The sequence below is a fragment of the Dongia sp. agr-C8 genome, assembly GCF_054658695.1.
On record NZ_BAAGHZ010000002.1, the window covers coordinates 1 to 23,715 of the forward strand.

Below are 23,715 nucleotides of genomic sequence, written 5' to 3' on the forward strand. Positions count from 1 at the left end.
CTGTGGTGCAGGCTCAAAGACTGGCGCCGCATCGCAACCCGTTACGACAAGCTTGCCAGAAACTTCCTCAGCGGCGCCTATATCGCCGCCATCTTCACGTGCTGGATCAATTGAGTCCGGACCCTAGGGCGAGATTGGTTCAGCCTCGATCCAGCCAACGTTCCTCTCCCCGGCGGAGATCTCGTGAATACCTGTGGCGCAGGTGCAGCATCGCCAGACCACTGCCCCGCGGGCGCAGAGCCTCGTAAGTCCCTGGTGGTGATTGTTTCCCCGCCCCTTTCCGGGCAGCAGATTTTTTGCTTCGTCTGCGTCCGGTCTGCGACGCGGTGCAACACAGACGGCGTCAAACCGCGCGCGGGCTCGACACAAGATTTACGATCTCAAACAGCACGCCGATGATACCACAAGAAGCACTGGACGTCAGGCGCGAGAGCTGGCGCAGATTGCGCTCAGGTTCGGTCGCCTCCGCTCCGGATTCGACTGAACCGATCTGCTCTAAACCAGTTCTACCGGCCGCCGCCAACGCGGATGATAGCGCCGGTCATGTAGGAAGCGGCGTCCGACATCAGGAACAGCACCGGCCCCGCCACCTCGTCCGCCGTGCCGCCGCGGCCGCCCAGCGGCACGCTGGGGGTAAGGCGCGCCAGCCGACCCGGCGGGCCGGCGGCTTCGTGGATCTCGGTCTCGATCAGGCCGGGCTCTACCGCGTTGACGCGGATGCCTTCGTTGCCGACTTCCTTCGCCAGCCCGATGGTCATCGAGTTGATCGCGCCTTTGCTGGCCGCGTAGGCGATGAATTCGTTGGGCGAGCCCAGCGTGGTCGCGGCCGAGGAGATGTTGACGATGACCCCGCCCTTTCCGCCATGCGCAGTCGACATCCGCCGCACCGCCTCGCGGGCGCAGATCAAGGCACCGGTCACATTGATGCTGAGCAGCTGCTCGACATCCCTCGCCTTCAGGGCCTCGACCTTGCCATAGGGACCGATCACGCCGGCATTGTTCACCAGCGCGTCGAGGGGGCCGTATTTGTCGTCGATCGCCTTGAACAGGCGCTCGATATCCGCTTCGACGCCGACATCGCCTTGGATGGCCACCGCCTCGCCGCCATGCTGCTTGATCTCGCCCGCCAGCGCCTCGGCCGCACCCTTCGAATGCGCGTAGTTCACGACCACGCGATAGCCGGCCTTGCCGGCGGCGCGTGCGATTGCCGCTCCGATACCCCGGCCGGCGCCGGTCACCAACACCGTCTTGCTCATGCGCTTACTCGGCTTTCGGTTATTCGGGGACCCAGGTCTGTTCCGCGGCGCGGAGGAAGTTGCCGCCGAGAATGCCGGCGATGTCGGCCTCGGCATAGCCGTGCTTCACCAGGCCTTCGGCGATCTCCGGCAGTTGCTCGGGCGGCACGATCTGCATGGCGCCGCCCGTGCTGCCATAACCGAGCGCGCGCGGCCACCACTTGTCGGGGCTCTCATGCGCCGGCAGGTCGTCGATCTCCGGGTGGAAGACATAGTCGAGGCCGAGGCCGATATGCCGGGCGCCGACGCGCTGCGCCACATAGTCGATGTGGCGGATGATGGTCTCGGTCCGGATGTCGTTGTTGCCGAGGAAGGGTCCGATGCCGCAGATGCCGATGACGCCACCGGTCTTGGCGCATTTGTCGATCTGCTCGTCGGTGATGTTGCGGACATGCTCGCGCAGGGCCAGCGGGTTGGAATGCGAGAAGATGACCGGCTTCGAGGAGACATCCATGATCTCCAGGCTGGTCTTGCGGCCGGTATGCGAGCAGTCCATCAGCATGCCGACACGGTTGATCTCCTTGACCACCGCGCGGCCCAAAGCGGTCAGGCCGCGGTCCTGGTCATGGCAGCCGGACGCGATCGAGTTGTTGAGATTGTAGGCAAGGTGAATCTGCCGCACGCCGAGATCGCGGTAGAGGCCGAGCATGGCGAGATCGTCCTCGAGCATGGCCGAGCCTTCGAGATCGAAGGCGATCGCAAGCTTGCCCTCGCGCTTGGCGCGCTTCACGTCCTCGACCGTGCCGGCGAGCAGGTAGCGCTCGCTGTTCCTGGCGATCCAGTCCCGGAACCCGGCGATCACACGAATGCATTGCGCCAGCGGGTTGAAATCCATCCCCACGTTGAGCGAGACGAAGGTGGCGCCGGCGCGGCGATGCCGCTCGACGGCGGAGAGATCCTGGTTCGCCTGGATCGGCATGCAGGAATGGCCGTCCCAAACGATGGACTTCCGGTAGATCTCGGGTGCTTTCTCGACCGCGGCGACGTCCATGCTGATCCCTTGAATGGCCTTTTGAACTCTTTTGGCGGGCCGTCCGGTGGAGGGTTCGGCCGGCGGCGCATTCTAGCCCGTATGGATGGGGGTCGGACAACCCCTCCCGGCGCCTTCATCCCGGCTCGATTCTGTCCTACACTTCCGCCGCGCAAGCGCCGTCCGCTGCCAGGATTCCGGATCGACCGCATGGACCGACGTCTCACCACCATCGTTGCGGCTGACGTGGTCGGCTACAGCCGGCTGATGGAAGTCGACGATGCCGGGACCCTGGCCGCGCTCAAGGAGCGCCGCAAGTCCATCCTGCGTCCCTTGGCGGCGCAGCACGGCGGCCGCCTGTTCAAAGTCATGGGCGACGGCGTGCTGCTCGATTTCTCGAGCCCGGTCAAAGCCGTCGAGTTCGCCATCGCTCTCCACCGGGCCATGGATGCGGCCAATGACTCGCTCGAAGAGGCGCGCCGGATGGTGTTGCGCATCGGCATCAACCTTGGCGATGTCATCGTCGAGGGTGAAGATCTATACGGCGACGGCGTCAATGTCGCGGCGCGGCTGCAGGCCTTGGCGGCGCCGGGTGGCATCTGTGTCTCCGCCGTGGTGCATGACCAGATCGCCAACAAGGTACCGGTCCGGTTCGACGACATCGGCGAGCCGGCGCTGAAGAACATCAGCCGCCCGGTCCGCGCCTTCCTGGCCTCGGTCGGACGGGCGCCGGGGGTTGTGGATGACCCGCTGACCGCCGCGCGCGATGTCCGCAAGCCGTCGATCGTGGTGCTGCCCTTCGCCAACATGAGCGACGATTCCGAGCAGGAATTCTTCGCCGACGGGCTGACCGAAGACACCATCACCGAGCTGTCGCGGTTCCGCGACCTGCTGGTGATCTCGCGCAATTCCTCGATGAAATACAAGGGCCAGGCCGTCAATGTGCGCGACGTGGCGAAAGCGCTGGACGTCCAGTATGTGATCGAAGGCAGCGTGCGACGCGCCGGCAACCGGGTGCGGATAACCGTACAGTTGATCGACGGCGAGACCGACCGGCATGTCTGGGCCGAGAAGTACGATCGCGAGCTCGAGGACATCTTCGCGATCCAGGACGAGGTCGTGCGCACCATCGTCGCCATCCTGCCCGGGCGGATCGAGGCCGCGACCCGCGCCCGCGCCGAGAACAAGCCCACCTCCAGCATGGCCGCCTTCGAATGCGTGATGGCGGCGCGGCTGCTGCATCACCGATCGACCCGGGAAGACAACGCGCAGGCGACCGCGATGATCGACCGCTCGATCGCGCTCGACCCGCGCTATGCCCATGCCCGGGCCTGGCGCGCCTGCATCCTGGGCCAGGCCTGGGTCAACGGCTATTGCGCCGATCGCGACGCCACCTGGGACGAGGTGCTGGCCGAGCTGGAACGCGCCGCGGCGCTCGACGACAACGACAGCGACGTGCACCGGATCTCGGCCGCGATCGCGGTCGCCCGCAACGATCTCGACAAGGCGAGCTATCACCAGGAGCGGGCGCTCAACCTCAACCCCAACGACGACTTGATCGTCGTGCAGCAGGGCGAGCTCCTGACCTGGCTCGGCCGGGCCGAGGAAGGCATCGACTGGATCCGCCAGGCGATGCGGCTCAACCCCTATCACCCGGCGCGGTTCTGGGGCCATCTCGGCCGCGCCTTCTTCGTCGCCCGCCGTTACGCGGAGGCGATCGACGCCATCAACCGGATCTCGCCGCTCGATGCCGGCCATCACGCCCTGCTCGCAGCGAGCCATGCCGGGACCGGCGACGCGAGCACCGCGGAAAGCCATGCCGCGCAGCTGCTGAAGCTGGCGCCCGATTTCACCGTAGCGGCGCATATCGCGACCATGCACCACGGCCAGGCCGCGGACGAGGCGCACCACCGCGACCTGCTGCTCAAGGCGGGGCTGCCGGCTTAGGACTTCGCTGGGCCGAGCTTCGACAGGAAACGCTCGAGATCGATCAGCACTCGGTCGTGGAAGCCCTCGCCGATCGGGCCCTTCTCGTCGGTGCAGAGCACCTTGAACTTCAATCTGCGGCCGTCGACCTCGACCAGCTCGACTTCGCAGCTGGCAATCATGCCGATCGGCGTGGCGGCGCTGTGGCTGACGTTAACGTGTGTGCCGACGCTGCGTTGGCCCGGCGCCAGATACGGTTTCAGCGCGGCAACGCAGGTGTCTTCGACGAAGCCCACCATGAAGGCCGTCGCGAAGACCGCCGGCATGTCGTGGAAGCCGGCGAAATGCGGCGAGACGCTGGGGACGGTGAGGTCGGGGGTGACGGTGATGCTCTGCTTGTGCTTCAGGCCGAGCGGCGGTGCTCCGCTGGACATTCCTTTTTCTCCAAATCCAGTTCCCAGGTCTGGCCCACCAGGTCCTTGCCGAACAGGTGGTGGCGCTCCTCCTTGACCAGCTTGAAGCCCTGCCCTTTGTAGATATGCCGCGCGGCGGCGAGGACGTCATTAGTCCAGAGGGTCATTCTCTTGTAGCCGAAGGCGCGTGCCTGGGCGATGCATTCCTCGACCAGCCGCTTGCCGAGCCCGAGGCCGCGCGCCGCCGCATCGACATAGAGCATGCGCAGCTTGGCGACCTCTTCGTTCTGCTTCACCAGGAAGATCGAACCTACCGCCTCCCCGCCCCGCTCCGCGATCCAGCAGCGCTCCCATTTCGGATCGAAGTTCTTGGCGAAGGCCATCGCGATCCCGTTCGCCATGACCTCGAACTCGCCGTTCCAGCCGTATTCCTCGGCATAGAGCCGCGCCTGGCGCGCGATCACTAGCGAGATGTCGCCGGGCTTGGGCGCGCGGAGAACATAGCCCTCCGGCTCGGTCCGCGAGCCCATCGCCGCTTCGATTGCATCCATCGCCTGCATCATGCGCTGGCGCTGGGCTTGCGGCATCGGGTCCAGCATCGCGGCCACGTCGCGGCGGGTGGACTCCTCGAGCGGGGCGAATGTTTTGCGGCCCTTCTCGGTCAGGGAGAGATGATAGCGGCGCCCGTCGCTCTCGGAAGGGGTGCGATTCAGCAGCTTCTTCTTCTCGAAGCTGGCGAGAATCCGGCTGAGATATCCGGCGTCGAGTCCGAGGTCGCGGGCGAGCTCGGTCGCGGTCGCGTCCACGCGATGTGCGATCTCATAAAGGACGCGCGCCTCAGTCAGGGTGAACGGGCTGTGCAGCCAGCCCTCGCCGAGCACGCCGATCTTCTGGGTGTAGAAGCGGTTGAAGCGCCGCACCGCGGCAATGTCCCGCTCGAGGTCGTCCTGGGGAGATGAGATAGCCATCTATATCCGTCATCCGCGGGCTTGACCCGCGGATCTCCATCCATGTCTGGCAGATCGCCGGGTCACGCCCGGCGATGACGAATACTGCGGCAGATAGTTGACTCAGTCAAGTATTCGTCAGGCAGCCTCGGGAACCGCGGGTGGGGCCTTGGCGCCGGTCATCAGGGCGACGGCATCCGACATCGAGTGCTCCTTCGGGTTGATGACGCAAAGCCTGCGGCCGAGACGATTGATGTGGATGCGGTCGGAGACCTCGAAGACATGCGGCATGTTGTGGGAAATGAGCACGATCGCCAGCCCCCGCTTCTTCACGTCCAGGATCAACTCCAGCACGCGGCGGGATTCCTTGACGCCCAGGGCCGCGGTCGGCTCGTCCATGATGACGACCTTGGAGCCGAAGGCGGCGGCGCGCGCCACCGCCACGCCCTGACGCTGGCCGCCGGACAATGTCTCCACCGCCTGGCCGATGTTCTGGATCGTGAGCAGGCCGATCTCCGAGAGCTTGTCCCGCGCCCGGCGCTCCATCTCGGCGTGATCGAGGGTGCGGAACAGCTTGCCGACCAGCCCCGGCTTGCGGAGCTCGCGGCCGAGGAACATGTTGTCGGCGATCGAGAGCGCCGGCGAGAGCGCCAGGTTCTGGTAGACGGTCTCGATTCCGGCGAGCCGCGCCTCCATCGGCGAGCGGAACGCGACCCTTTTCCCCTCGAACTCGATCTCGCCGGCATCGACCGTCAGGGCGCCGGTCATCGCCTTGATCATGCACGACTTGCCGGCGCCGTTGTCGCCGATCACGCCGAGGATCTCGCCGGGATAGAGGTCGAAGTCGCAGTGATCGAGCGCCACCACGCGCCCGAAACGCTTCATCAGGCCGCGGGCCTTGAGGATCGGCTCGCTCATGCGGACACCCTCCGGATCCATTGGTCGATGGCAACCGCGATGATGATCAGCGCGCCGACCGAGAAGTAGGTCCATTGCGGATCGGTGCCCCACAAGCGGAGGCCCAGCCCGAAGGTGCCGACGATCAGGGCGCCGAACATGGTGCCGAGGATCGAGCCGCGCCCGCCGAACAGCGAGGTGCCGCCGATCACCGCGGCGGTGATCGCGTCGATATTGGCGTTGAGGCCGCCTTGCGGTGAGACCGAGCCGATGCGGCCGATCAGGGCCCAGCCGGCCACGGCGCAAATCAGCCCGGCGAGCGCATAGACCGAGATCAGCTTGCGCCGGACATTGATGCCGGAGAGCTGCGCCGCCTCGGGGTCGTCGCCGATCGCATATACATGCCGGCCCCAGGCGGTGTGGTTCAGCACGTACCAGAGCAACAGTGCGAGCAAGATCATCAGGAAGACCGCGAAGGTGAAGTTGGCCTGGCCGAACTCCACCTTGTTGCCGAGGAAATGCAGCAGCGGCGCCTGGGCATCGACGTCCTGGCTGCGGATGGTCTCGTTCGCCGCATAGATGTAGTTGGCGGCGCTGAAGATCTGCCAGGTGCCGAGCGTCACGATGAAGGGCGGCAGCTTGACATAGGCGACCAGCAGGCCGTTGAAGGCGCCGCAGGCCAGCCCCAGCAGCAGTCCCGCCCCCAGGCCGACGATCGGCGGCAGGCCGTAGTTGATGCTGAACTTGCCCATCACCACCGAGCAGAGCACCAGGATGGCGCCCACCGAGAGATCGATGCCGGCGGTCAGGATGACCAGGGTCTGCGCCGCGCCGACGATGCCGACGATGGCGACCTGCTGCAGGATCAGGGTGAGCGCGAAGGGCGAAAAGAACTTCGAGCCGTTGGCGATGCCGAACAGCGCCACCGACATGACCAGCACCAGCAGCGGCACCGCGGAGGGGCTGGAATGCAGGAAGTGCTGGAGCCGCTCGATCGGCGAGCGCTCGCGCACATCAAAGGAGGCGACCCTGGTATCGGCATTCGCCAGGGACTTCTCGAACTCCGCTTCGGCCATCATTCGCTCCCGGCATGCGCGGCGGCGACGGCCCCCGGGATTGAGCCCGGGGGCCGCGCACCGACTTCAGAGTGACGCTTAGAGTGTCTTGCCGTTGCGCGAGACGGTCAACCCCAGCACTTGGCGAGGCCTTCCTTGGTGTCGATCGAAGGCACGCCGTCCACCGGCTTGTCGGTGATCAAGGTGACGCCGGTGTTGAAGAAGTCGAGGCCCGGGGTCTTCTCCGGCTTCTTGCCGGTATCGGCGAAGGCCTTGATCGCTTCCATGCCCATCGAGGCCATCAGCAGCGGATATTGCTGCGAAGTGGCACCGATGACGCCGTCGGCCACGTTCTTGACACCGGGGCAGCCGCCGTCCACCGAGACGATCAGCACGTCCTTCTCGCGGCCGACCGCCTTCAGCGCTTCATAGGCGCCGGCCGCGGCCGGCTCGTTGATGGTGTAGACGAGATTGACGCCCGGGTCCTTCTGCAGGAGGTTCTCCATCGCGCGGCGGCCGCCTTCCTCGTTGCCGTCGCTGAAGTCGTTGCCGACGATGCGCGGATCCTTCTCGTCGGCGTTGCGATGGATGTCGACGGTGTCGATGCCGAAGCCGGTGAGGAACCCCTGGTCGCGCAGCACTTCCACGGTCGGCTGGGTGACGTTGATGTCCAGGAGCGCAATCTTCGCGTCCTTGGCCTTGTCGCCCATGGTCTTCAGGGCCCATTCGCCGATCAGCTTGCCGGCCATGAAGTTGTCGGTGGCGAAGGTGGCGTCGGCGGCGTCGATCGGCTCCAGCGGCGTGTCGAGGGCGATCACCAGGATGCCGGCGTCGCGCGCCTGCTTCACCGAGGAAACGATCGCCTTGGTATCGCTGGGCGTGATCAGGATGCCCTTGGCGCCATCGGCGATGCAGCTCTCGATCGCCGCGACCTGGCTCTCGTTGTCGCCGTCCATCTTGCCGGCGTAGGCCTTCAGGGTCATGCCGAGCTCGTCGGCCTTCTTCTGCGCGCCTTCCTTCATCTTGACGAAGAACGGGTTGGAGTCGGTCTTGGTGATCAGGCAGGCGCCGATATCCGCGGCCTGCGCCGAACCGGCGAAAGCAAAGCCAAGCACGGCCGCGCCCAAAGCCGACGAAAGCAGAGACTTCTTCATCGTGGAAACTCCTCCCAAGGGGTTAGGGCCGCTGTTGCCGCGACCTTCATTACGCCGGAGGTCCTATGCCCCCAACACCCACCATCAAAAGGCAGTGCGCGGTTAGCGTCAATATGTAAATTAACTTGATTAATTAGCAATTCTCCTTGAGCATCAAGGGGCCAGCCAAATTTCGTCGATCGGATGCAACGCCGTGGGCGTGGGTCCTCAGGTTTCGAAGCCACTCCGCTCAACCGTACCGCGTCCCGGTCGCGGCTCGAAGCAGGCCGATCTCCGCCTGCACAACGAGCAATTGATGCTCACGTTGCTGCGTCGCCACGGCGCCCTGGCCAAGGCCGAGCTCGCGCGGTTGACCGGGCTCTCGACCCAGACCGCTTCCGTCATCATGCGCAAGCTGGAACAGGATGGATTGCTGGCGCGCGGCACGCCGGTGCGCGGCCGGGTCGGCCAGCCGTCGATCCCGATGACCCTGGCGGCCGACGGCGTCTTCTCCTTCGGCTTGAAGATCGGGCGGCGCAGCGTCGAGCTGGTGCTGATGGATTTCGTCGGAAGGGTGCGCGGCACGCGCCGGCAGAACTATGCCTTCCCGCTGCCCGACACGGTGCTGAAATTCGCCCGGCGCGAGATCGCCGCGCTCTCGGCGGAGCTGCCGACGCGGATGCGCGCGCGGATCGCCGGGCTCGGCATCGCCGCACCCTTCGAGCTCTGGAACTGGGCGCAGGAGCTCAACGCGCCGCAGCGGGAGATGGATGCCTGGCGCGGCGCCGACCTCCGCGCCGCCCTGGAAAGCGAGCTGCCCTTCCCTGTCTTCCTGGAGAATGATGCCACCGCGGCCTGTGTCGCCGAGGTCCTGTTCGGGCGCGGCAGCGCGTTCAAGGACTTCTTCTATTTCTTCATCGGCTTCTTCATCGGCGGCGGCGTCGTGCTGAACGGCGCGGTCTTCACCGGCAGCGGCGGCAACGCCGGCGCGATCGGCTCGATGCCTGTACCCGGCAAAGGAAAGTCGCCGATCCAGCTGATCGACGCGGCCTCGATCCACCTGCTAGAGAGCCGCCTGAAGGCGGCGGGCATCGATCCCTCCCCGCTCTGGCTGCAGCCGGAAGACTGGGACGGCCTCGGCAAGCCTCTCGATGCCTGGATCGCCGAGATCGCCGGACCGCTGGCGCATGCGATCGTCGCCACCTGCTCGGTGGTGGATTTCCCGGCGGTGATCATCGACGGCGGCTTCCCGCCGGCGATCCGTCGCCGCATCGTCGCCCGCACCGCCAAGGCCATGGCCGACCTCGACCTCCAGGGCATCACCCCGCCGGCCATCATCGAAGGCGAGGTCGGGCAGAATGCCCGCGCGATCGGCGGCGCTTGCCTGCCGCTGCTCAATCGCTACATCCTCGACCCGATGTCCTTTGCGAAGGAGACGGCTTGATGCGCGCACCCTGGCTTGGGGCCGTGCTGCTGCTGGCCTTCGCCGTGGACGCCCGGGCCGAGGCCGGCTGGGCCGAGGCGACCTTCGCCTTCGCCACGGTCGAAGAAGCGGCCGCGGCACTGGGCGCGGACGACGCGTATACGGTCGCGATGACGCCGCTCGACCGCGCGATGCGGCTGAAGACCGACCGCGCCGTCTCCCGCGAAGAGTATCGTCGCTTCGCCGCCGAAGCGGCGCGGGACTGGACCGCCGGCGAGCGCCAGGCCTTGCGCGCCGACATTGCCGCGCTGGTGCCGGCTTTGACCGCGCTCCAGGTGCCGGCGCCGCCGCGTATCCTGCTGATCAAGACCAGCGGCGCCGAGGAAGGCCATGCCGCCTATACCCGGGGCGATGCCGTCATGATCCCGGAGGTCATGGCCGACGGCGCTAAGGAGGATCTGCAATGGATACTCGCCCATGAAGTCTTCCACATCGTCTCGCGGCAGAACCCGGCCTTACGCGCGCCGCTCTATGCCGCGATCGGCTTCGTCAAAGTAGACCCCTTTCCCCTGCCTGCCGACATTGCCGCACAGCTGGTCACCAATCCGGATGCCCAGGGCAACGATCACCTGATCCGCGTGACGGCCGACGACGAAGAGGTCTGCGGCACGCCGATCCTGATGTTCACGACCGACCGCTACGACCCTGCTCAGGGCGGCGACTTCTTCAGCTACATGAAGGACCGATTCCTGGTTTCCCGCCGCATCGCCGATCGCAAGGACGGCGTGCCCGTGGACCTGCGCGTGGTTGCCAGCAATCGGGTCGTCGGGCTCGAGCGCGGGACCGGCGAGAACACGCTCTACAACATCCATCCCGAAGAGATCCTGGCCGAGAACTTCGCGATGCTTTCCACCGGGCTCGTGAAACCCCGCTCGCCGGAGGTGCTGAACCGCATCCGCGCCGTCTTCGCCCATGCCGCCGATCCGTCGACCGCCCTGGCGCCGGAACCGCCGCCACCCTGTCCCTGACCGGGTCACCGACGGGCTTGCCTGCCGGCCCCGCCCTCGGCTACAGAGGACGCCCCATCAACGGAGGCTAAAGATGCTGCGATTCCTCACCGCGACGGCGTTCATTCTCGTTTCCGTTCCCGCTGCGTCGAACATGGCCCGGGCGGATGCCACCGGCGCCGGCTTCTGCACCATCATGCAGGAGGGAATCGCTGCCTGTGCCGACGAAATCGCCGCCACGAAGATCCGCCAGTGCCCGAAGGCGATCAAGGATGTCAAAGCGTCCTACGATGCGACCAAGGACGAGCCCAGCAAGGCCATGCGGGCGGAATTGCAGAACGCCAACTCCATGTGGATGGCCATCGCACAGCAACCAACCAAGGACCGGCTGAAAGGCGCCGGCGCCGCGATCGAGAAGAGCTGCGCCAAGCTGAAGAAGCTCGACCAGTAATTCAACCGTCGTCATGCCCGGGCTTGACCTGGGCATGTGTCGCCATGCGGAGCAAGATTGCCGGGTCAAGCCCGGCAATGACGTTTGATTTTACTTCTCTTCCTGCGCCGCGGGACTGAGCGCGCCATGGGTGAGCGCGCGCTTGCGCTCGTTCGCCTTCATGGTTCGGTAGCGGACCAGCTGCTGGTCGGCGATGACGCCGATCAGGATGACGCCGCCCATCACCGCGAAGTTGAGCGAGCTCTCGATGCCGAGCAGGTTCACGAGGTTCTGCAGCACCTGCAGCAGCACCGCGCCGAGCACGATGCCGAGCACCGAGCCCTCGCCGCCTCGCAGCGAGCAGCCGCCGAGCACCGCGGCGGCGATGGCGTAGAGCTCATAGAAGTTGCCGTGCGACGCCGGTGAGATCGACCGGGTGTACATCGCGAAATAGACCGTGGAGATCCCCGCCAGCAGGCCGGAGATGACGTAGGCCGCGGCGATCACTTTCCGAGAATTGATGCCGGAATAGCGCGCCGCCTCCTCGTTCTTGCCGACCGCGAAGAGATAGCGGCCGAACACCGAACGGTGCAGCACCACACCCATGATCACCGCGACGATGATGAAGGCGACGAAGCTGTGCGGGACGCCGTAGGTGCGGCCGGTGGTGATGAACTCGAGGCCGGGGAAGGTCTGGCCGAACTCGAAGCCGGCGGTGCCGTCGCCGGTATACCAGCGCGCAAGGCCGCGATAGATCAGCAAGCCGCATAGGGTCACGACGAAGGGCTGGATCTTCATCTTTGTGACCAGGAAGGCATGGATGCCGCCCAGCGCCACGCCGGCGATCACGGTCAGGAGGAAGGCCAGGGGCCAGGGCACGCCCCAGAGGCCGATCATGTCGATGAAGATGACGCCGAGCAGCGCGAAGATCGAGCCGACCGATAGATCGATGCCGCCGGTGATGATTACAAAGCCCTGGCCGATCGCGAACAGGCCGAAGAGGCCGATCAGGTTCGCGGTGTTGGAAAGATTGATCGGCGAGATGAAGCGCGGGTTCAACACCGCGACCACCGTGCCGACGATCAGGATCAGGAGAAGGAGGCCGAGATCTTTCTTCAGCATGGGCTCTGTCTCAATTCAGGTGCTTGCCGACCGCCAGCTGCAGCACGTTGTGCTCGCTGAACCGGTCGCGTTCCAGGAAGCCGCTGATCGCGCCCTCATGCATCACCGCCATGCGGTCGCTGACGCCGATCACCTCCTCCATATCGGAGGAGATCATCAGCACCGCGACGCCGGAATCGGCGAGGTTGCGCATCAGCTGGTAGATTTCGCTCTTGGCGCCGACGTCGATGCCGCGGGTCGGCTCGTCGAAGATGATGACACTGGGTTTCATCGACAGCCATTTCGCCAGCACGATCTTCTGCTGGTTGCCGCCGGAGAGCGTGCCGGCACCAGTCCCGACGTCGAACGCCTTGATGTTGAGGCGCCGCTTCTGGGCCTCAGCGTTCTTCGCTTCCGCCGTGTTGCTGATCAGCAGGCCCGGCGCGTAGCGCTTCAGGTCCGGCAGCGAGATGTTCTCGGTGAGAGAGAAGTCGAGATGCAGGCCGGCCTGCTTGCGGTCCTCGGGAACCAGGAACAGGCCGCGGTCGATGGCGTCCCGCGGGGTATTGATCGCGGCGGCCTGGCCACTGAACTTCAAGCTGCCGCCGACCGGCCGATCGATGCCGAACACTGCGCGGGCGAGCTCCGTCCGCCCGGCGCCGACCAGGCCGGCAAGGCCCAGAATCTCGCCGCGCCGCAGACTGAGGCTGACCGGATGGTTGGGAAATGTCGTGGTGCGAAAATCGACGATCTCTAGGGCCGGGTCGCCGGGCGCCACCTGCGGCGGGATGTAGAGCGATTTCAGGTCCCGGCCGATCATCAGCCGGATCATCGCCTCCGGCCGTGCCGCCTCGCGGTCGAGCGCGCCCACCATGCGCCCGTCGCGCAGCACCACCACACGATCGACGCAGGACTTCACCTCGTTCAAGCGATGCGAGATGAAGATGATGCTGACGCCGTCGGCGCGGAGGTCGTTCATCACCGCCAGCAGGCGCTCGGTCTCGGACAGGGTGAGGCTCGAGGTCGGCTCGTCCATGATCACCAGCCGCGCATCCAGCGAGAGCGCCTTGGCGATCTCCAGGAGCTGGCGCTGGGCCAGTGATAGATCCGCGACCATTGTGTCCGGGGCGAAATCGACGCCGAGTTTCTTCAGCAGCGGCCGCACCTGGTCGTGCAGCTTCTTCTTGTCCAGGAGCTTAAGCGGGCCGCCATAGAGCGGCTCGCGGCCGATGAAGACATTGCCGGCGACGTCGAGATTGTCGAACAGGTTGAGTTCCTGGTGGACGAAGGCGATGCCGCTCTTGATCGCCTCGTTCACGGTCAGCGCCGCGTGCTCGCGGCCGTCGACCTTGATGGTGCCCGTGCTGGGCGCAATCACGCCGCCCAGCACCTTCATCAAGGTGGACTTTCCCGCCCCGTTCTCGCCGATCAGGCCGACGATCTCGCCACGGCCGACCGCGAGGCTGACATCGCTCAGCGCGACGACACCGGGATAGGTCTTGCTGATCCCGTTCAGCTCCAGAAACGGATCGTTCGGTTGGCCCATGAGTGCCCTGGTAGAATTCTAAGGAGTCGGAGTCTTCTGATCGCCTGGTCGGAATGGAAGCAGAGAAGCGGCTTTATTGCAACGAAAGGGCCGGTGCCGTCGCCGGCACCGGCCCCCAAGTCACTCGGTCAGGCTTACTTACGCACCGTTACTTGCCTTGGCGCTTCTTCAGTTCCGCCTCGAATTCATCGACATTGGTCTTGTCGATGATCTTGGTCGGGACGATCAGCAGCTTGTTCTCCGGAATCCAGGACTTGTCCCCTTCCAGATACTTGGCCAGGTACTTCATGCCCTGGTAGCCCCACTCATAGGGCTGCTGCACAACGGTGCCGATGATGGTGCCCTCGCGGACGCCGCCCAGGGTCGTCGGGTCCTCGTCGAAGCCGATCACCTTGATCTTGCCGAGTTGGCCGGCTTCCTTCAGCGCCTCGTAGATCTTCGGCGTGTTATACGAATAGAAGCCGATCATGCAGTTGATATCGGGGTTCGCGGTCAGCGTGTCCTCGACATTGCGCTTGGCGCGCGTGAAGTCGATGTCGTCGCCGCGAACGTCCACCAGCTCGACTTTGGAGCCGGCGATTACGTCCTTCACGCCCTGGATGCGTTCCTTCGCGTTATCCGCGCCCAGGAGTCCGACGAAGCCCATGCACTTGCCGCCGTCGGGGAGCGCCTTCAGCACCAGCTCGCCGGCCTGCTTGCCGGCGTCGGTGTTGGAGGAGCCGATATAGGCGATGCGGCTGGTCTGCGGCGCATCGGAATCAGTGGTGGCGAGAGCGACCTGCTGGCCGATGCGATTCAGTGCATCGCTTTCGGTCTTCGGATCGACGGCGCTGACCATGATGGCGGCGACACCCGAAGCGACCAGATCGTCCATCAGGCGGATCTGGATCGCCGCGGAGGACTGCTCGGGATACTTCAGCACGAGCTCGTAGTTCGGCAGCTCGGCTTGCGCAGCCTTCACGCCGGCTTCGGCGGCCTTCCAGAAATCGGACGCGCCGTTGACCACGAAGGCCAGGGTCTTCTTGTCCTCGGCATGCGCTGCGCCGGCGAAGGCGAGGCCCAAAGCCAGGGCAATGGCGGTGGATGCGATACGCTTCATGTCGTGACTCCTCCCACAGAGTTTTTTGACCAGAGAGTTTGAATGTGACCGGTCGAGTTTCTTGCGACGTTGGATCGCTTGATCGCGGCGCTGTCGCCGCCAACTTGCACTCCCCTGTTATTGCGTCCCGGTTTTTTGGTTCGAACGCTTATCTATTTGTCTTACTTAAATACAAATCCCCGGCCGAAGACAAGGCCGCTGTGAGCGCACAAGTGGCGCCGCAACATTTGTGCATCCGCAAAAGGAGACCCGGGCATCACGTCGGAGCGATGACGAACAAATTCGCGCTATCGGTAAACCACCCCTATCGGCGCTGAAAGGCGTGAGAATCAGCGATTGAGCCACGCCGGCCCGCTGACATAGGGGCTGCCCTTCAAAAAAAATCGCAGCCGCCGATGCGCATCCTTGGTGAGGCCGATGCGCGTGCTCACTCCGAGCTTTGCGGGCGAAGTGCTTTCGCTCTTGGCCTCTACCCCAAGCCACAGCCGCTTGTCCCGGGTGAGATCGAGGCCGTCCAGCGCCCGGTCGATCCGCATGGCCTGAGCGATGCGCCCGGGTCCGCGCAGCAGGTCGCGCGCCTTCTCGGTGCCGCGATGGCGCGCCATCGGCTCCGTCCCCAGCAGCGGTTCGAGCGCCCGGATCAGGACGCCCGACCCGACACCCTCTGCCTCGCTCGAGACGTTCAGCATCCAAGCCGTGCCATAGGCGACATAGACGTAGGCGTGCCCATGGCGGAGGAAGAGCGAACGGTTACGCGGCGTCATTCCATTGAATGCGTGGCAGGCGGCATCGCCTTGGATATAGGCCTCGGTCTCGACGATCCGCCCGACGAGACATCCCGCTTCCGGCAGATCGCGGACCACGACCTTGCCGATCAGGAATCGCGCCAGCGCCACCGTGTCGCGCGGCAACTGCGCGCGGGTCAGACGCCGCAGGGTATAGGGGCCGGCTTTCATCGCTTTGTCACAAGGGCTTCCAGCCCGGGCGGGTTAGCACGTGGGCGCGCCGCGCGGCAATCCGCCGCCGCCCAGATCCCGGATTGAAACTCGGGGGCATGTCCCTATATCATTGTGCAGCGCAGCATCAGACCGCGCTTCTGGGAGGAAGAACCGCCAAAACCAATGGAGGTCTTCCTATGTGGCCCTATAACGATGAAGAGGCAGGTTGGCTCAAGCCGCGGGAACGTGCCGAGCCGCCGCGCCGTATCACGGCGAACGATAATGAAACCGGACACCGCGTGCCGGATCGGACCCTGGCCCGTGTCAACGGATCTGTTGCGGACCCGAATCTGCCGCCGAAAAGCTGAGGGAACAGAGCCGCCGATACCGGGGTTGACTGGGTGACTTCCACAAATTGCCGGAGGATATCCCATGGACAACCGGGAGGATCGCATCCGCGCCAAGGCCCAGGCGCTCTGGGAAGAAGCGGGCCGACCCGAAGGCGAGGCAATGGATGAGCACTGGATGAAGGCCGCGCGGTTGATCGACGCTGACCAACATAAGCGCAAGAAGACCGGGAAGGGACCCGGCGTTGACATTGCGCCGGCTAGCGAAGGCAACAGCCTCGGCGATATCCGTCCGGCCGGCCCCTTGCGCGGCAGCTGACAAGACAATGCGCGAAGCCCTCCAAAAACGTGAGGCACGCCAGGATGCGCGGGGCAACCAGCGCTGGCTGATCGAGCCCAACGCCGCCTCCGATGATCCCTGGTGGCAAGGCCGGGACATCTGGCAGTTGGTGGTCGCGGCGCCGAGTGCCGCTTTTGCCCGGCTGGAGGCGGAGCGCTGGGCTCTGCGCCAGCGCCGCTTGGTTCCGGTCGGCAACGAGAGCCCCAGCATGAATGCCGGCTTCATCGACGAGAAGCTCTACTTCGCCAAGCTGCTTCCCGACGATGCCGGACCGCCGCTCGATGAGTTCGACGCTTCGAGCGTGATGGTGCTCGCCGGGCCGATGCGGTCCAGCGCAAACGCCTAGCTGGCCGCCCCCGGCGCACGCCGGGTTTGCTCCGAATCGCGCCGATTTCTCCCGCCCGCGGAACGAACGCAGCGGAACGGTGTTGGATCCTCTTGGACGGTCAGTTCCGATTGGACGCGACGGACTCCCCTCCGGCGCGCGGCGGTCCCCAGCCTTGACCGTCTCCCTGGCGAACCAGGGGCCGCAGCCCGGTGCATCCCCTGCCCGATTCTGCGGCGCATTACATGGTCTCGACCTGACCCCTCCGCTTCCCCGGCGGAGGGGTTATTTCTTTGCTCAGGGTGCCGTCTCCGAGGTCAGCGCTCGGCCAGGCCGCTCACCGGGGTGAAACGATCCGGAGCCGACAGGATGAAGACCACGCTCTTTTCCATCATCGCGGCGCTGGCCGCTCTGGGGCTGCTGGTCGGCGCGGTCTTACTCTATATCGCGGCCCGCATCGCCCTGGCGGCGGTCTTGTTTCTGCTCTTCGCCGGCATCGTGGTCTGGGCCGTGGCGCGACACCTCCGCGCAACGCCAGAATGAGCCTGCGCACGCCGTATCAACGTTGCGTCGAATCTTCGCGCGACAGGAGCGTCACGCATTCCTCGATCTGGCGCTCGCCGCGCTGGATCGCGGCATTGACCTCGATCTCCAGACGGGTGCGCAGGAACGATCCCAGCCTGGTCTTGCGCGCCGGGGCGCTGGCGTCGAGATGCGAAATCGGCAGCTTCGCGCTGCGCAGGATCGTGATCGAGCCGACGTCGCGGTTGCCTTGAATCTTCACCCGGAACACGCCGAGACGATCGTCCCAGATCGCATTATCCGCGACCGAGACGATGCCCCGGTCCAAGCCACTGCTATCGATATCGTCACGCATGATGGTCCGACCGTGATCTGCTCTCTGCCTTCGTTGCCTCCCCACGGACGCCGCCAAGGGCGTTGCACATGGACGCAAACCTGCGCATCCCGGTTCGAGCGGTCAATCGCAGCGCAACCATGCGGGTGTGTGGAGAGAGGCCGAGGCGCGATGACTCCGGAGACTTCTTTGCCCGCGGTGATGGATGTCACTGCAGCCTCGCGCGAAGCGCGGCACCGGCTGGCCCATCCTGGTTCGGGGCGCTGGCCTTGTTCGCGCCGCCGGGCTTCATGTAGGGTGAGCTACCGAGAGTTGGGTCCAGTGGGGGAATCACAATGTCTGCAAGAGGTTGCGCCGGCCGGTCCGCCGCTCGTCGCCGCTTGGGCCAAGCGATCCGGCGCCGCGGGGGTGCAACGCTGTTCGGCCTGTTCGCGATCCTGGGAATTTTTGCCGGTTCGATGCGCAGCGAAGCCGCGACGATCAGCACCTATTCCTTCTTTCAGGACGGCTACGCCGACCCGGGCAACTTCGCCGGGACCGCGACCGTGCAGGGCAGCTTCACCGGATCGGTCGAGCCGAATGGCCTGATGAACTCAGCCGGACTGATGGCCTTCCAGCTGACGCTGACACTCATCCAGCCGAACGGTTCGTTCCAGCTCCACAGCAGCGGCCTGCCCTCGTTCTTTTCCTTCGATACCTTGAGCAGCCCCAATCCATCCGGCGGCAACAGCACGTTTGCGCTGGCCGTTGCCCTCGCCAACTCGGGGAACACTGTGTGCATCGGCGTTGCGACGCCGTTCATCTGTGGCCGCGCCGCCAATGGTGGGTTCACCGTCTATGGTCTGACGACCATGAACTTCGCCAAACTGACCCTGGTGCCCCCAACCGTCACGCCGATCCCGGCGCCGGTGCTGCTGTTTGCGACGGCTTTGGCCGGGCTCGGCCTGCTGGGCGCAAAGGCACGGCGCCAGCCGCGCGCCGCCTGACCAGCGGCCGGCCTCGCCTACTTCGCCCGGCCCCAGCCACCCCCGCCGGCGGAGCGCAAGACCAGGCGATCGCCCTTATCGACGCGGATAGCCACGAACTTGCTCGGGATCGGCTTCGGACCGGTGCCGTTGGTTTCCAGTGTCGCCTTGCCGGGGGCACCGGGATCGCCGCCGGCGAGACCCCAAGGGGCGGTCTCGGCCCGGGTCTGCTGCAGATAGCCGGAGAGCGAGAGGCCGTCGCAGAGCATCTCGTATTCTCGTTCGATCGCGGCACCGCCGCGATGTTGGCCGCCTCCGCCGGAATCCGCGATCAGCGTGGTGCGGGTGACCCGCACCGGCGCGGTCAGCTCCATCACCTCCGCCGAAAGCAGCGCGCAGTTGCCGCCATGGGTATCGACCGCATCCAGGCCGGGGCCGAACTGCGACGCGCCCATGCCGCCGCCGATGATGTCGCAAGTGACGAAGTACGGCGCCTGGCCGACGGCGGCGGCTCGGGTGTCCAGCCCGCCGACGACGAAGGTCGGAAACGAGATCTGGGTGCCGGCGATCGACTTGTCCGGTGCGATCTCGGCCAGCGCCTTCAGCACGACGTCGGCGACCGCTTGTTGCGTCAGGTGCCGCACCGACACGGCCGCCGGTGCTCTCGGATTGAGAATGGATCCTTCCGGTACCGAGATCGAAAGCGACCGATTGAAGCCCTCATTCTGCGGCAGGTCCGGCGTGAACACGACTTTGACGGCATAGCAGACCATCGAGATCGTGCTCGCGATCGGATTGTTGAGGCCGTTCTGGCGCTGGTCGCTGGTGCCGGAAAAGTCCAGGGCAATGCGGCCGTTGCGGATCGCGACGCCGACGCGAAGCTGCATCGGTTCCTCGGATGCCGCATCGTCCTCCATCAGCACGGTGGCTTCAGCCTGCGCACCTTCATATCCGAGCAGCACTCGTGTGAGCACGGTCTCGGCATAATCGGCGATCGCGCCGCAACGCAACGCAAACCCCGGAATGCCGTATTTTTCGATCAGCCGGACAATAGACCTGGCGCCGACGTTGCAGGCGGCCATCTGCGCGTCGAGGTCGCCGAGCGACGCGTGCGGATCGCGCACGTTGCGGGCAAATATCTTGAAGAAAGTTTCATTCCGCCTGCCCTGGTCGATCGCCTTCAGCGGCGGAATGAGCAAGCCCTCCTCGTAGATCTCCACGGCGGTCGCGGATTCGGTGCCCGGCACCCGACCGCCGACGTCGATGTGGTGCGCGATCGAGGACGCAATCGCGACCAGCGCCCCATCGGCGAAGACCGGCGCGAACATCACGATGTCCGGGGTATGTGTGCATCCGGCATAGGGATCGTTGCAGACGACGACGTCGCCTGCCCGCCACTCTGAAAGCGGGATCGCCTTCACCGTCTCGCGAAACGCCATCGGCATGATGCCCAATTGCGCCGGGATGGTCGGCGCCTGGGCCACCATGTTGCCCTCGGGATCGAGAATGCCGCAGGCATAGTCGATCATGTCCCAGATGATCGGCGAGAAGGCCGAGCGGCGCAGGACCGCGGACATCTCCTCGGCCGCGGCGATGATCTCGTGCTGGAAGACGTCGCGGTCGATATCCGAAAGCCGTTCGGTCATGGCTTCACCTCCGCCACGATGAGCGCGCCCCGCGCGGCGACCCGCGCCACCTGCCCTGCCAGCAGCACCGTCGTGCTGTCCCGTTGCACGATGATCGCCGGGCCTTCTTGGCTGCCCTTGGCATTCACCGTCGCGCGGTGGACGACCGGGACCTCGACCGCCGCGGGTGAATCCAGGAACAGCACCGCACGCCGTCGTTCGCCCGCGGCAGCTGCGTCTTCCCCCGCGACTTCGGGCGGGCGGACCTGGCCCATCTCGCCCAGCATCTCGGCGCGCAGGTTGACGACCTCGACCGCGCGGCCGCGGTCGCTGTGACCGAAGGTCGCCCGGTGGCGGTCGTGAAACAGCCCGGCGATGGCGACCGGATCGAAGTCGTCGAGCAGCGCCTGCGGCACCTCGACGGCAAGCTCGTGAAACTGCCCGCGGTAGCGCAGGTCAAGCAGGATGGTGAAACGGCGCCGCTCGGCCGGAACGCCGTCCGCCTCCAGCTCGGCTTCGAGTGCGTCATGCAGCGATGCCAAAGCGGCGGCCAGCGCCTTGCGATCGACCTGGCCCAGCAAGGCACGGAACGCCCGCTGATCGACATGCCGGATATCGGTGGCGAGCAGGCCTTCGGCCGCGAACACGCCGGGATATTGCGGCACCACCACCCCGCGCATGCCGAGCTCGCGCGCCAGCATGCTGCCGTAGAGCGGCCCGGCCCCGCCGAAGGCGACGAGATGGAAGTCGCGGAGATCAAGGCCACGGGCCGAGGTGATAGCGCGGAAGGCCTGCGCCAGTTGGGCATTGGCGACGCGGATGATGCCCTGCGCCGCCGCGTCAACCGATATACCGAGCGGCTCGGCGACTTGTCGGCCAATCGCCGCGCGCGCCAAGCCGGCGTCGAGCCGGATCTCACCGCCGAGATAATCCTCCGCGCCGAGCCATCCAAGGACCAGCGCGGCATCGGTGACCGTGGGCTCGGTGCCGCCGCGGCCGGTACAGGCCGGGCCCGGCACCGCGCCGGCCGAGAGCGGTCCCACCCGCAGCGCTCCGCCGATATCGACCCAGGCGATCGAGCCGCCGCCGTTGGACAAGGTCTCCACATCGATCGCCGGCAGGCGGATCGGCTGACCGTCGATGACCCCGGCGGTGCGCCGGCCGGGCTGCCCGGCGGTGATGATGGCATGGTCGGCCGAGGTACCGCCGACATCGAGCGTGATCGCCTGCCCGATATCAAGATCCGCGCAGAGCCGGGTGGCGGCCATGACACCGCCCGCAAGGCCGGAGGTCAGCATATGCCCCGGACTCTGGCGGGCTGCACGCGACGTCGCCACGCCGCCGTCCGATCGCATCAGGCGAAGACTGCCGCGAAAGGTCTCACCGTCGAGACGCGTCTCGAGGTCATCGAGATAGCGTCCGACGATCGGCCCGAGATAGGCGGTGATCGCCGTGGTGCTGGCGCGCTGCCATTCCTCCTGCTGGGGATTGACCTCGTGCGAGACATAGACCGGGCAACCGGGCAAAGCCGCGCGGATCGCCTGCGCCAGCCTTGCCTCATGCGTGCCGTTCAGGAAGGAGAACATCAGCGAGATCGCGACCGCATCGGCGCCGAGCGAACGAATCCGAGCGACGGCCGCGGCAATGGCGGCATCGTCCAGGGGGCGCACGATCCCACCTTGGGCATCGACGCGTTCATCCACCTCGACGACCATGCCGCGATCGACCAGCGGCGCCGGTTTCGTCTGAAACAGCGCATAGGTCTGCGGCCGGACCTGATTGCCGATATGAAGCACATCGGCAAAGCCCTTGGTGGTGACCAGGGCGACGCGCGCGCCGCTCCGCATCAGGAAGGCGTTGGTCGCCACCGTGAAGCCGTGCACGAAGAGGTCGATGTCGGCGATGCGCGCCTCGGTCCGGCCGGTGATCCGCGCGAGCCCGTCGACGATGCTGCCCGCGGTGCCGCGGGCGCCCGAGGATACCTTGTCCACCAGAACCAGATTGCGCTCGGAATCGACGAGGATCAGGTCCGTAAAGGTGCCGCCGACATCGGCTGCGACTGCCAACACGCTTCAATCCCCCAACGACGGCTTGCTCTGGTCTTTCGGCCGACGGCCATGATCGCAGATCCGATGACCGTGCTCAAACCCCTAGCTTGGTCGCTTTGCGGCGCCGGCATAGAGAATTCGCGTCGTGTCCTCGTAGCTCTTGGCGTGGAAGGCGACGGCATCCGGGTGGAAATCGGCCACCGGAACCGGCTCCGGATCGAAATGCCCGAAGCTGTCCACGCCGCGCACCAGCATGGCGGTGTCGCGCATGCCGCTGGTCTGGCGCACGCTGGTTGGCAGATAGCGGATCGCAAAGCCGATGCGGCGATGAGCGGCGCGGTTCGGCTCCGAACCATGGATCAGGCGGACGTGGTGCAGCGACATCTGCCCCGGCTGCAGCACGACATCGACCGCATCGCGCTCATCGACCTTGACCTGGATCTCCTGGCCACGACTCAGCATGTTGTCGGCGGCGAAGGTATCACCATGCGGCAGCTGGTCCCGCAGATGGCTGCCGGGCACGACGCGGAGGCAGCCGCTTTCGACCGTGCTCGGGGTGAAGGCGACCCAGGCGGTGACGATGTCGGGCTTGGAGAGCCCCCAATAGGTGGAATCCTGGTGCCAGGTGACGCGCATGCCGTCGTCCGGACTTTTGCTGAAGAAGTCCGAGGCCCAGCAGAGCAGGTTCGGCCCGAGCAGGCTCTCGATCTGGTCGAGGATGACCGGATGCCGCACGAGATCGGCCAGCCAGGTCAGCAGCAGATGCGGCTTGTGGTTGGTGCGCTTCGAGAGGCGCCCGCCCTCCTTGCGCTCCAATGCCTCGAACTTCTCCAGCATGCCCTGCGCCGAGGCCGCGCTGACGGCCGGGCGCGGATAGAGCACGCCGTTCTTCTGGTATTCGGCGATCTCCGCTGCGGTCAAGGCGAACTGCTTCTGTCTCGGTGCCAAGGACTCATCGGGCATGGCAGATCCTGGTAAGAGGTGGATGTCCAATATCGCGCAGGCGCTCGCTCATCTCCATCCCCAAAG

The 23,715-nt window shown here is 65.8% G+C and carries 23 protein-coding genes and 1 pseudogene; 9 read left to right on the forward strand and 15 right to left on the reverse strand.

The window, feature by feature from the left end:
* Positions 1-114: pseudogene (locus ACYQ4T_RS07360) on the forward strand (IS5/IS1182 family transposase); the annotation flags it as partial.
* A 392-nt stretch (positions 115-506) separates the two neighbouring features.
* On the opposite strand, the gene ACYQ4T_RS07365 reads toward ACYQ4T_RS07360, so the two are convergent.
* Together ACYQ4T_RS07365 and ACYQ4T_RS07370 are read right to left on the reverse strand one after the other, a co-directional pair.
* Positions 507-1,256 carry an SDR family oxidoreductase gene (locus tag ACYQ4T_RS07365; protein ID WP_459852069.1) on the reverse strand — a complete coding sequence of 250 codons (750 nt, stop codon included), beginning with the start codon at positions 1,254-1,256 and terminating at the stop codon, positions 507-509.
* A 19-nt stretch (positions 1,257-1,275) separates the two neighbouring features.
* A complete protein-coding gene (locus ACYQ4T_RS07370; protein ID WP_459852071.1) occupies positions 1,276-2,286 on the reverse strand; it encodes a dipeptidase in 1,011 nt (336 codons plus the stop codon).
* A 189-nt stretch (positions 2,287-2,475) separates the two neighbouring features.
* Here ACYQ4T_RS07370 and ACYQ4T_RS07375 point away from each other — a divergent pair, with 189 nt between their 5' ends.
* Positions 2,476-4,212, forward strand: coding sequence for an adenylate/guanylate cyclase domain-containing protein (locus ACYQ4T_RS07375; protein WP_459852073.1), 1,737 nt, complete (start codon positions 2,476-2,478; stop codon positions 4,210-4,212).
* Here ACYQ4T_RS07375 and ACYQ4T_RS07380 read toward each other — a convergent pair.
* From ACYQ4T_RS07380 to ACYQ4T_RS07400, 5 genes are all read right to left on the reverse strand, one after another.
* A complete protein-coding gene (locus ACYQ4T_RS07380) occupies positions 4,209-4,625 on the reverse strand; it encodes a thioesterase family protein (protein ID WP_459852075.1) in 417 nt (138 codons plus the stop codon). The genes ACYQ4T_RS07375 and ACYQ4T_RS07380 overlap by 4 nt on opposite strands.
* Complete coding sequence (locus tag ACYQ4T_RS07385; RefSeq protein WP_459852077.1) at positions 4,595-5,572, reverse strand: bifunctional helix-turn-helix transcriptional regulator/GNAT family N-acetyltransferase; 978 nt, start codon at positions 5,570-5,572, stop codon at positions 4,595-4,597. Before ACYQ4T_RS07385 ends, ACYQ4T_RS07380 begins: the two co-directional genes overlap by 31 nt.
* A gap of 117 nt (positions 5,573-5,689) precedes the next feature.
* Positions 5,690-6,469 (reverse strand): ATP-binding cassette domain-containing protein, encoded by a 780-nt coding sequence (locus tag ACYQ4T_RS07390; protein WP_459852079.1) that lies wholly within the window; start codon positions 6,467-6,469, stop codon positions 5,690-5,692.
* Positions 6,466-7,527 (reverse strand): ABC transporter permease, encoded by a 1,062-nt coding sequence (locus ACYQ4T_RS07395; RefSeq protein WP_459852081.1) that lies wholly within the window; start codon positions 7,525-7,527, stop codon positions 6,466-6,468. The genes ACYQ4T_RS07390 and ACYQ4T_RS07395 overlap by 4 nt, the downstream gene beginning before the upstream one ends.
* 104 nt (positions 7,528-7,631) lie before the next feature.
* Positions 7,632-8,657 carry a substrate-binding domain-containing protein gene (locus ACYQ4T_RS07400; RefSeq protein WP_459852083.1) on the reverse strand — a complete coding sequence of 342 codons (1,026 nt, stop codon included), beginning with the start codon at positions 8,655-8,657 and terminating at the stop codon, positions 7,632-7,634.
* Positions 8,658-8,952: 295 nt separating this feature from the next.
* Here ACYQ4T_RS07400 and ACYQ4T_RS07405 point away from each other — a divergent pair, with 295 nt between their 5' ends.
* From ACYQ4T_RS07405 to ACYQ4T_RS07415, 3 genes are all read left to right on the forward strand, one after another.
* Entirely contained in the window at positions 8,953-10,080 is a 1,128-nt protein-coding gene (locus ACYQ4T_RS07405; RefSeq protein ID WP_459852085.1) for an ROK family transcriptional regulator, read from the forward strand.
* Positions 10,080-11,087, forward strand: coding sequence for a hypothetical protein (locus ACYQ4T_RS07410; RefSeq protein ID WP_459852087.1), 1,008 nt, complete (start codon positions 10,080-10,082; stop codon positions 11,085-11,087). The genes ACYQ4T_RS07405 and ACYQ4T_RS07410 overlap by 1 nt, the downstream gene beginning before the upstream one ends.
* 73 nt (positions 11,088-11,160) lie before the next feature.
* Positions 11,161-11,517 carry a hypothetical protein gene (locus ACYQ4T_RS07415; RefSeq protein ID WP_459852089.1) on the forward strand — a complete coding sequence of 119 codons (357 nt, stop codon included), beginning with the start codon at positions 11,161-11,163 and terminating at the stop codon, positions 11,515-11,517.
* Between the two features lie 90 nt (positions 11,518-11,607).
* Here ACYQ4T_RS07415 and ACYQ4T_RS07420 read toward each other — a convergent pair whose 3' ends face one another.
* The 4 genes from ACYQ4T_RS07420 to ACYQ4T_RS07435 form a co-directional block, all read right to left on the reverse strand.
* Positions 11,608-12,618 (reverse strand): ABC transporter permease, encoded by a 1,011-nt coding sequence (locus ACYQ4T_RS07420; protein ID WP_459852091.1) that lies wholly within the window; start codon positions 12,616-12,618, stop codon positions 11,608-11,610.
* 10 nt (positions 12,619-12,628) lie between these two features.
* Positions 12,629-14,143, reverse strand: a complete 1,515-nt coding sequence (locus ACYQ4T_RS07425) for a sugar ABC transporter ATP-binding protein (protein WP_459852093.1) — start codon at positions 14,141-14,143, stop codon at positions 12,629-12,631.
* A 148-nt stretch (positions 14,144-14,291) separates the two neighbouring features.
* A complete protein-coding gene (locus ACYQ4T_RS07430) occupies positions 14,292-15,242 on the reverse strand; it encodes a sugar-binding protein (protein ID WP_459852095.1) in 951 nt (316 codons plus the stop codon).
* A gap of 329 nt (positions 15,243-15,571) precedes the next feature.
* Positions 15,572-16,198 (reverse strand): DNA-3-methyladenine glycosylase, encoded by a 627-nt coding sequence (locus tag ACYQ4T_RS07435; RefSeq protein ID WP_459852097.1) that lies wholly within the window; start codon positions 16,196-16,198, stop codon positions 15,572-15,574.
* Between the two features lie 414 nt (positions 16,199-16,612).
* Here ACYQ4T_RS07435 and ACYQ4T_RS07440 point away from each other — a divergent pair, with 414 nt between their 5' ends.
* The 3 genes from ACYQ4T_RS07440 (at position 16,613) to ACYQ4T_RS07450 (ending at position 17,735) form a co-directional block, all read left to right on the forward strand.
* The gene (locus tag ACYQ4T_RS07440) at positions 16,613-16,846 is read left to right on the forward strand and encodes a DUF2934 domain-containing protein (RefSeq protein WP_459852099.1); all 234 of its coding nucleotides are present in this window, start codon (positions 16,613-16,615) and stop codon (positions 16,844-16,846) included.
* A 7-nt stretch (positions 16,847-16,853) separates the two neighbouring features.
* Complete coding sequence (locus ACYQ4T_RS07445; protein ID WP_459852101.1) at positions 16,854-17,213, forward strand: hypothetical protein; 360 nt, start codon at positions 16,854-16,856, stop codon at positions 17,211-17,213.
* 348 nt (positions 17,214-17,561) lie between these two features.
* A complete protein-coding gene (locus tag ACYQ4T_RS07450) occupies positions 17,562-17,735 on the forward strand; it encodes a hypothetical protein (protein WP_459852103.1) in 174 nt (57 codons plus the stop codon).
* Between the two features lie 16 nt (positions 17,736-17,751).
* On the opposite strand, the gene ACYQ4T_RS07455 is transcribed toward ACYQ4T_RS07450, so the two are convergent.
* Positions 17,752-18,069 (reverse strand): hypothetical protein, encoded by a 318-nt coding sequence (locus ACYQ4T_RS07455; protein ID WP_459852105.1) that lies wholly within the window; start codon positions 18,067-18,069, stop codon positions 17,752-17,754.
* A 359-nt stretch (positions 18,070-18,428) separates the two neighbouring features.
* Between ACYQ4T_RS07455 and ACYQ4T_RS07460 the strand changes: the two genes are divergently transcribed.
* Positions 18,429-19,034 carry a hypothetical protein gene (locus tag ACYQ4T_RS07460; RefSeq protein ID WP_459852107.1) on the forward strand — a complete coding sequence of 202 codons (606 nt, stop codon included), beginning with the start codon at positions 18,429-18,431 and terminating at the stop codon, positions 19,032-19,034.
* Between the two features lie 17 nt (positions 19,035-19,051).
* Here the strand turns inward: ACYQ4T_RS07460 and ACYQ4T_RS07465 are convergent, their stop codons facing one another.
* The 3 genes from ACYQ4T_RS07465 to ACYQ4T_RS07475 all read right to left on the reverse strand — a co-directional run bounded on the left by ACYQ4T_RS07465 (position 19,052) and on the right by ACYQ4T_RS07475 (position 23,649).
* On the reverse strand, positions 19,052-20,659 hold the full coding sequence (locus ACYQ4T_RS07465; protein WP_459852109.1) for a hydantoinase B/oxoprolinase family protein: 1,608 nt from the start codon (positions 20,657-20,659) through the stop codon (positions 19,052-19,054).
* The gene (locus tag ACYQ4T_RS07470) at positions 20,656-22,707 is read right to left on the reverse strand and encodes a hydantoinase/oxoprolinase family protein (RefSeq protein WP_459852111.1); all 2,052 of its coding nucleotides are present in this window, start codon (positions 22,705-22,707) and stop codon (positions 20,656-20,658) included. The genes ACYQ4T_RS07465 and ACYQ4T_RS07470 overlap by 4 nt, the downstream gene beginning before the upstream one ends.
* Before the next feature lie 81 nt (positions 22,708-22,788).
* Positions 22,789-23,649, reverse strand: a complete 861-nt coding sequence (locus ACYQ4T_RS07475) for a phytanoyl-CoA dioxygenase family protein (protein ID WP_459852113.1) — start codon at positions 23,647-23,649, stop codon at positions 22,789-22,791.
* Positions 23,650-23,715: the final 66 nt, after the last annotated feature.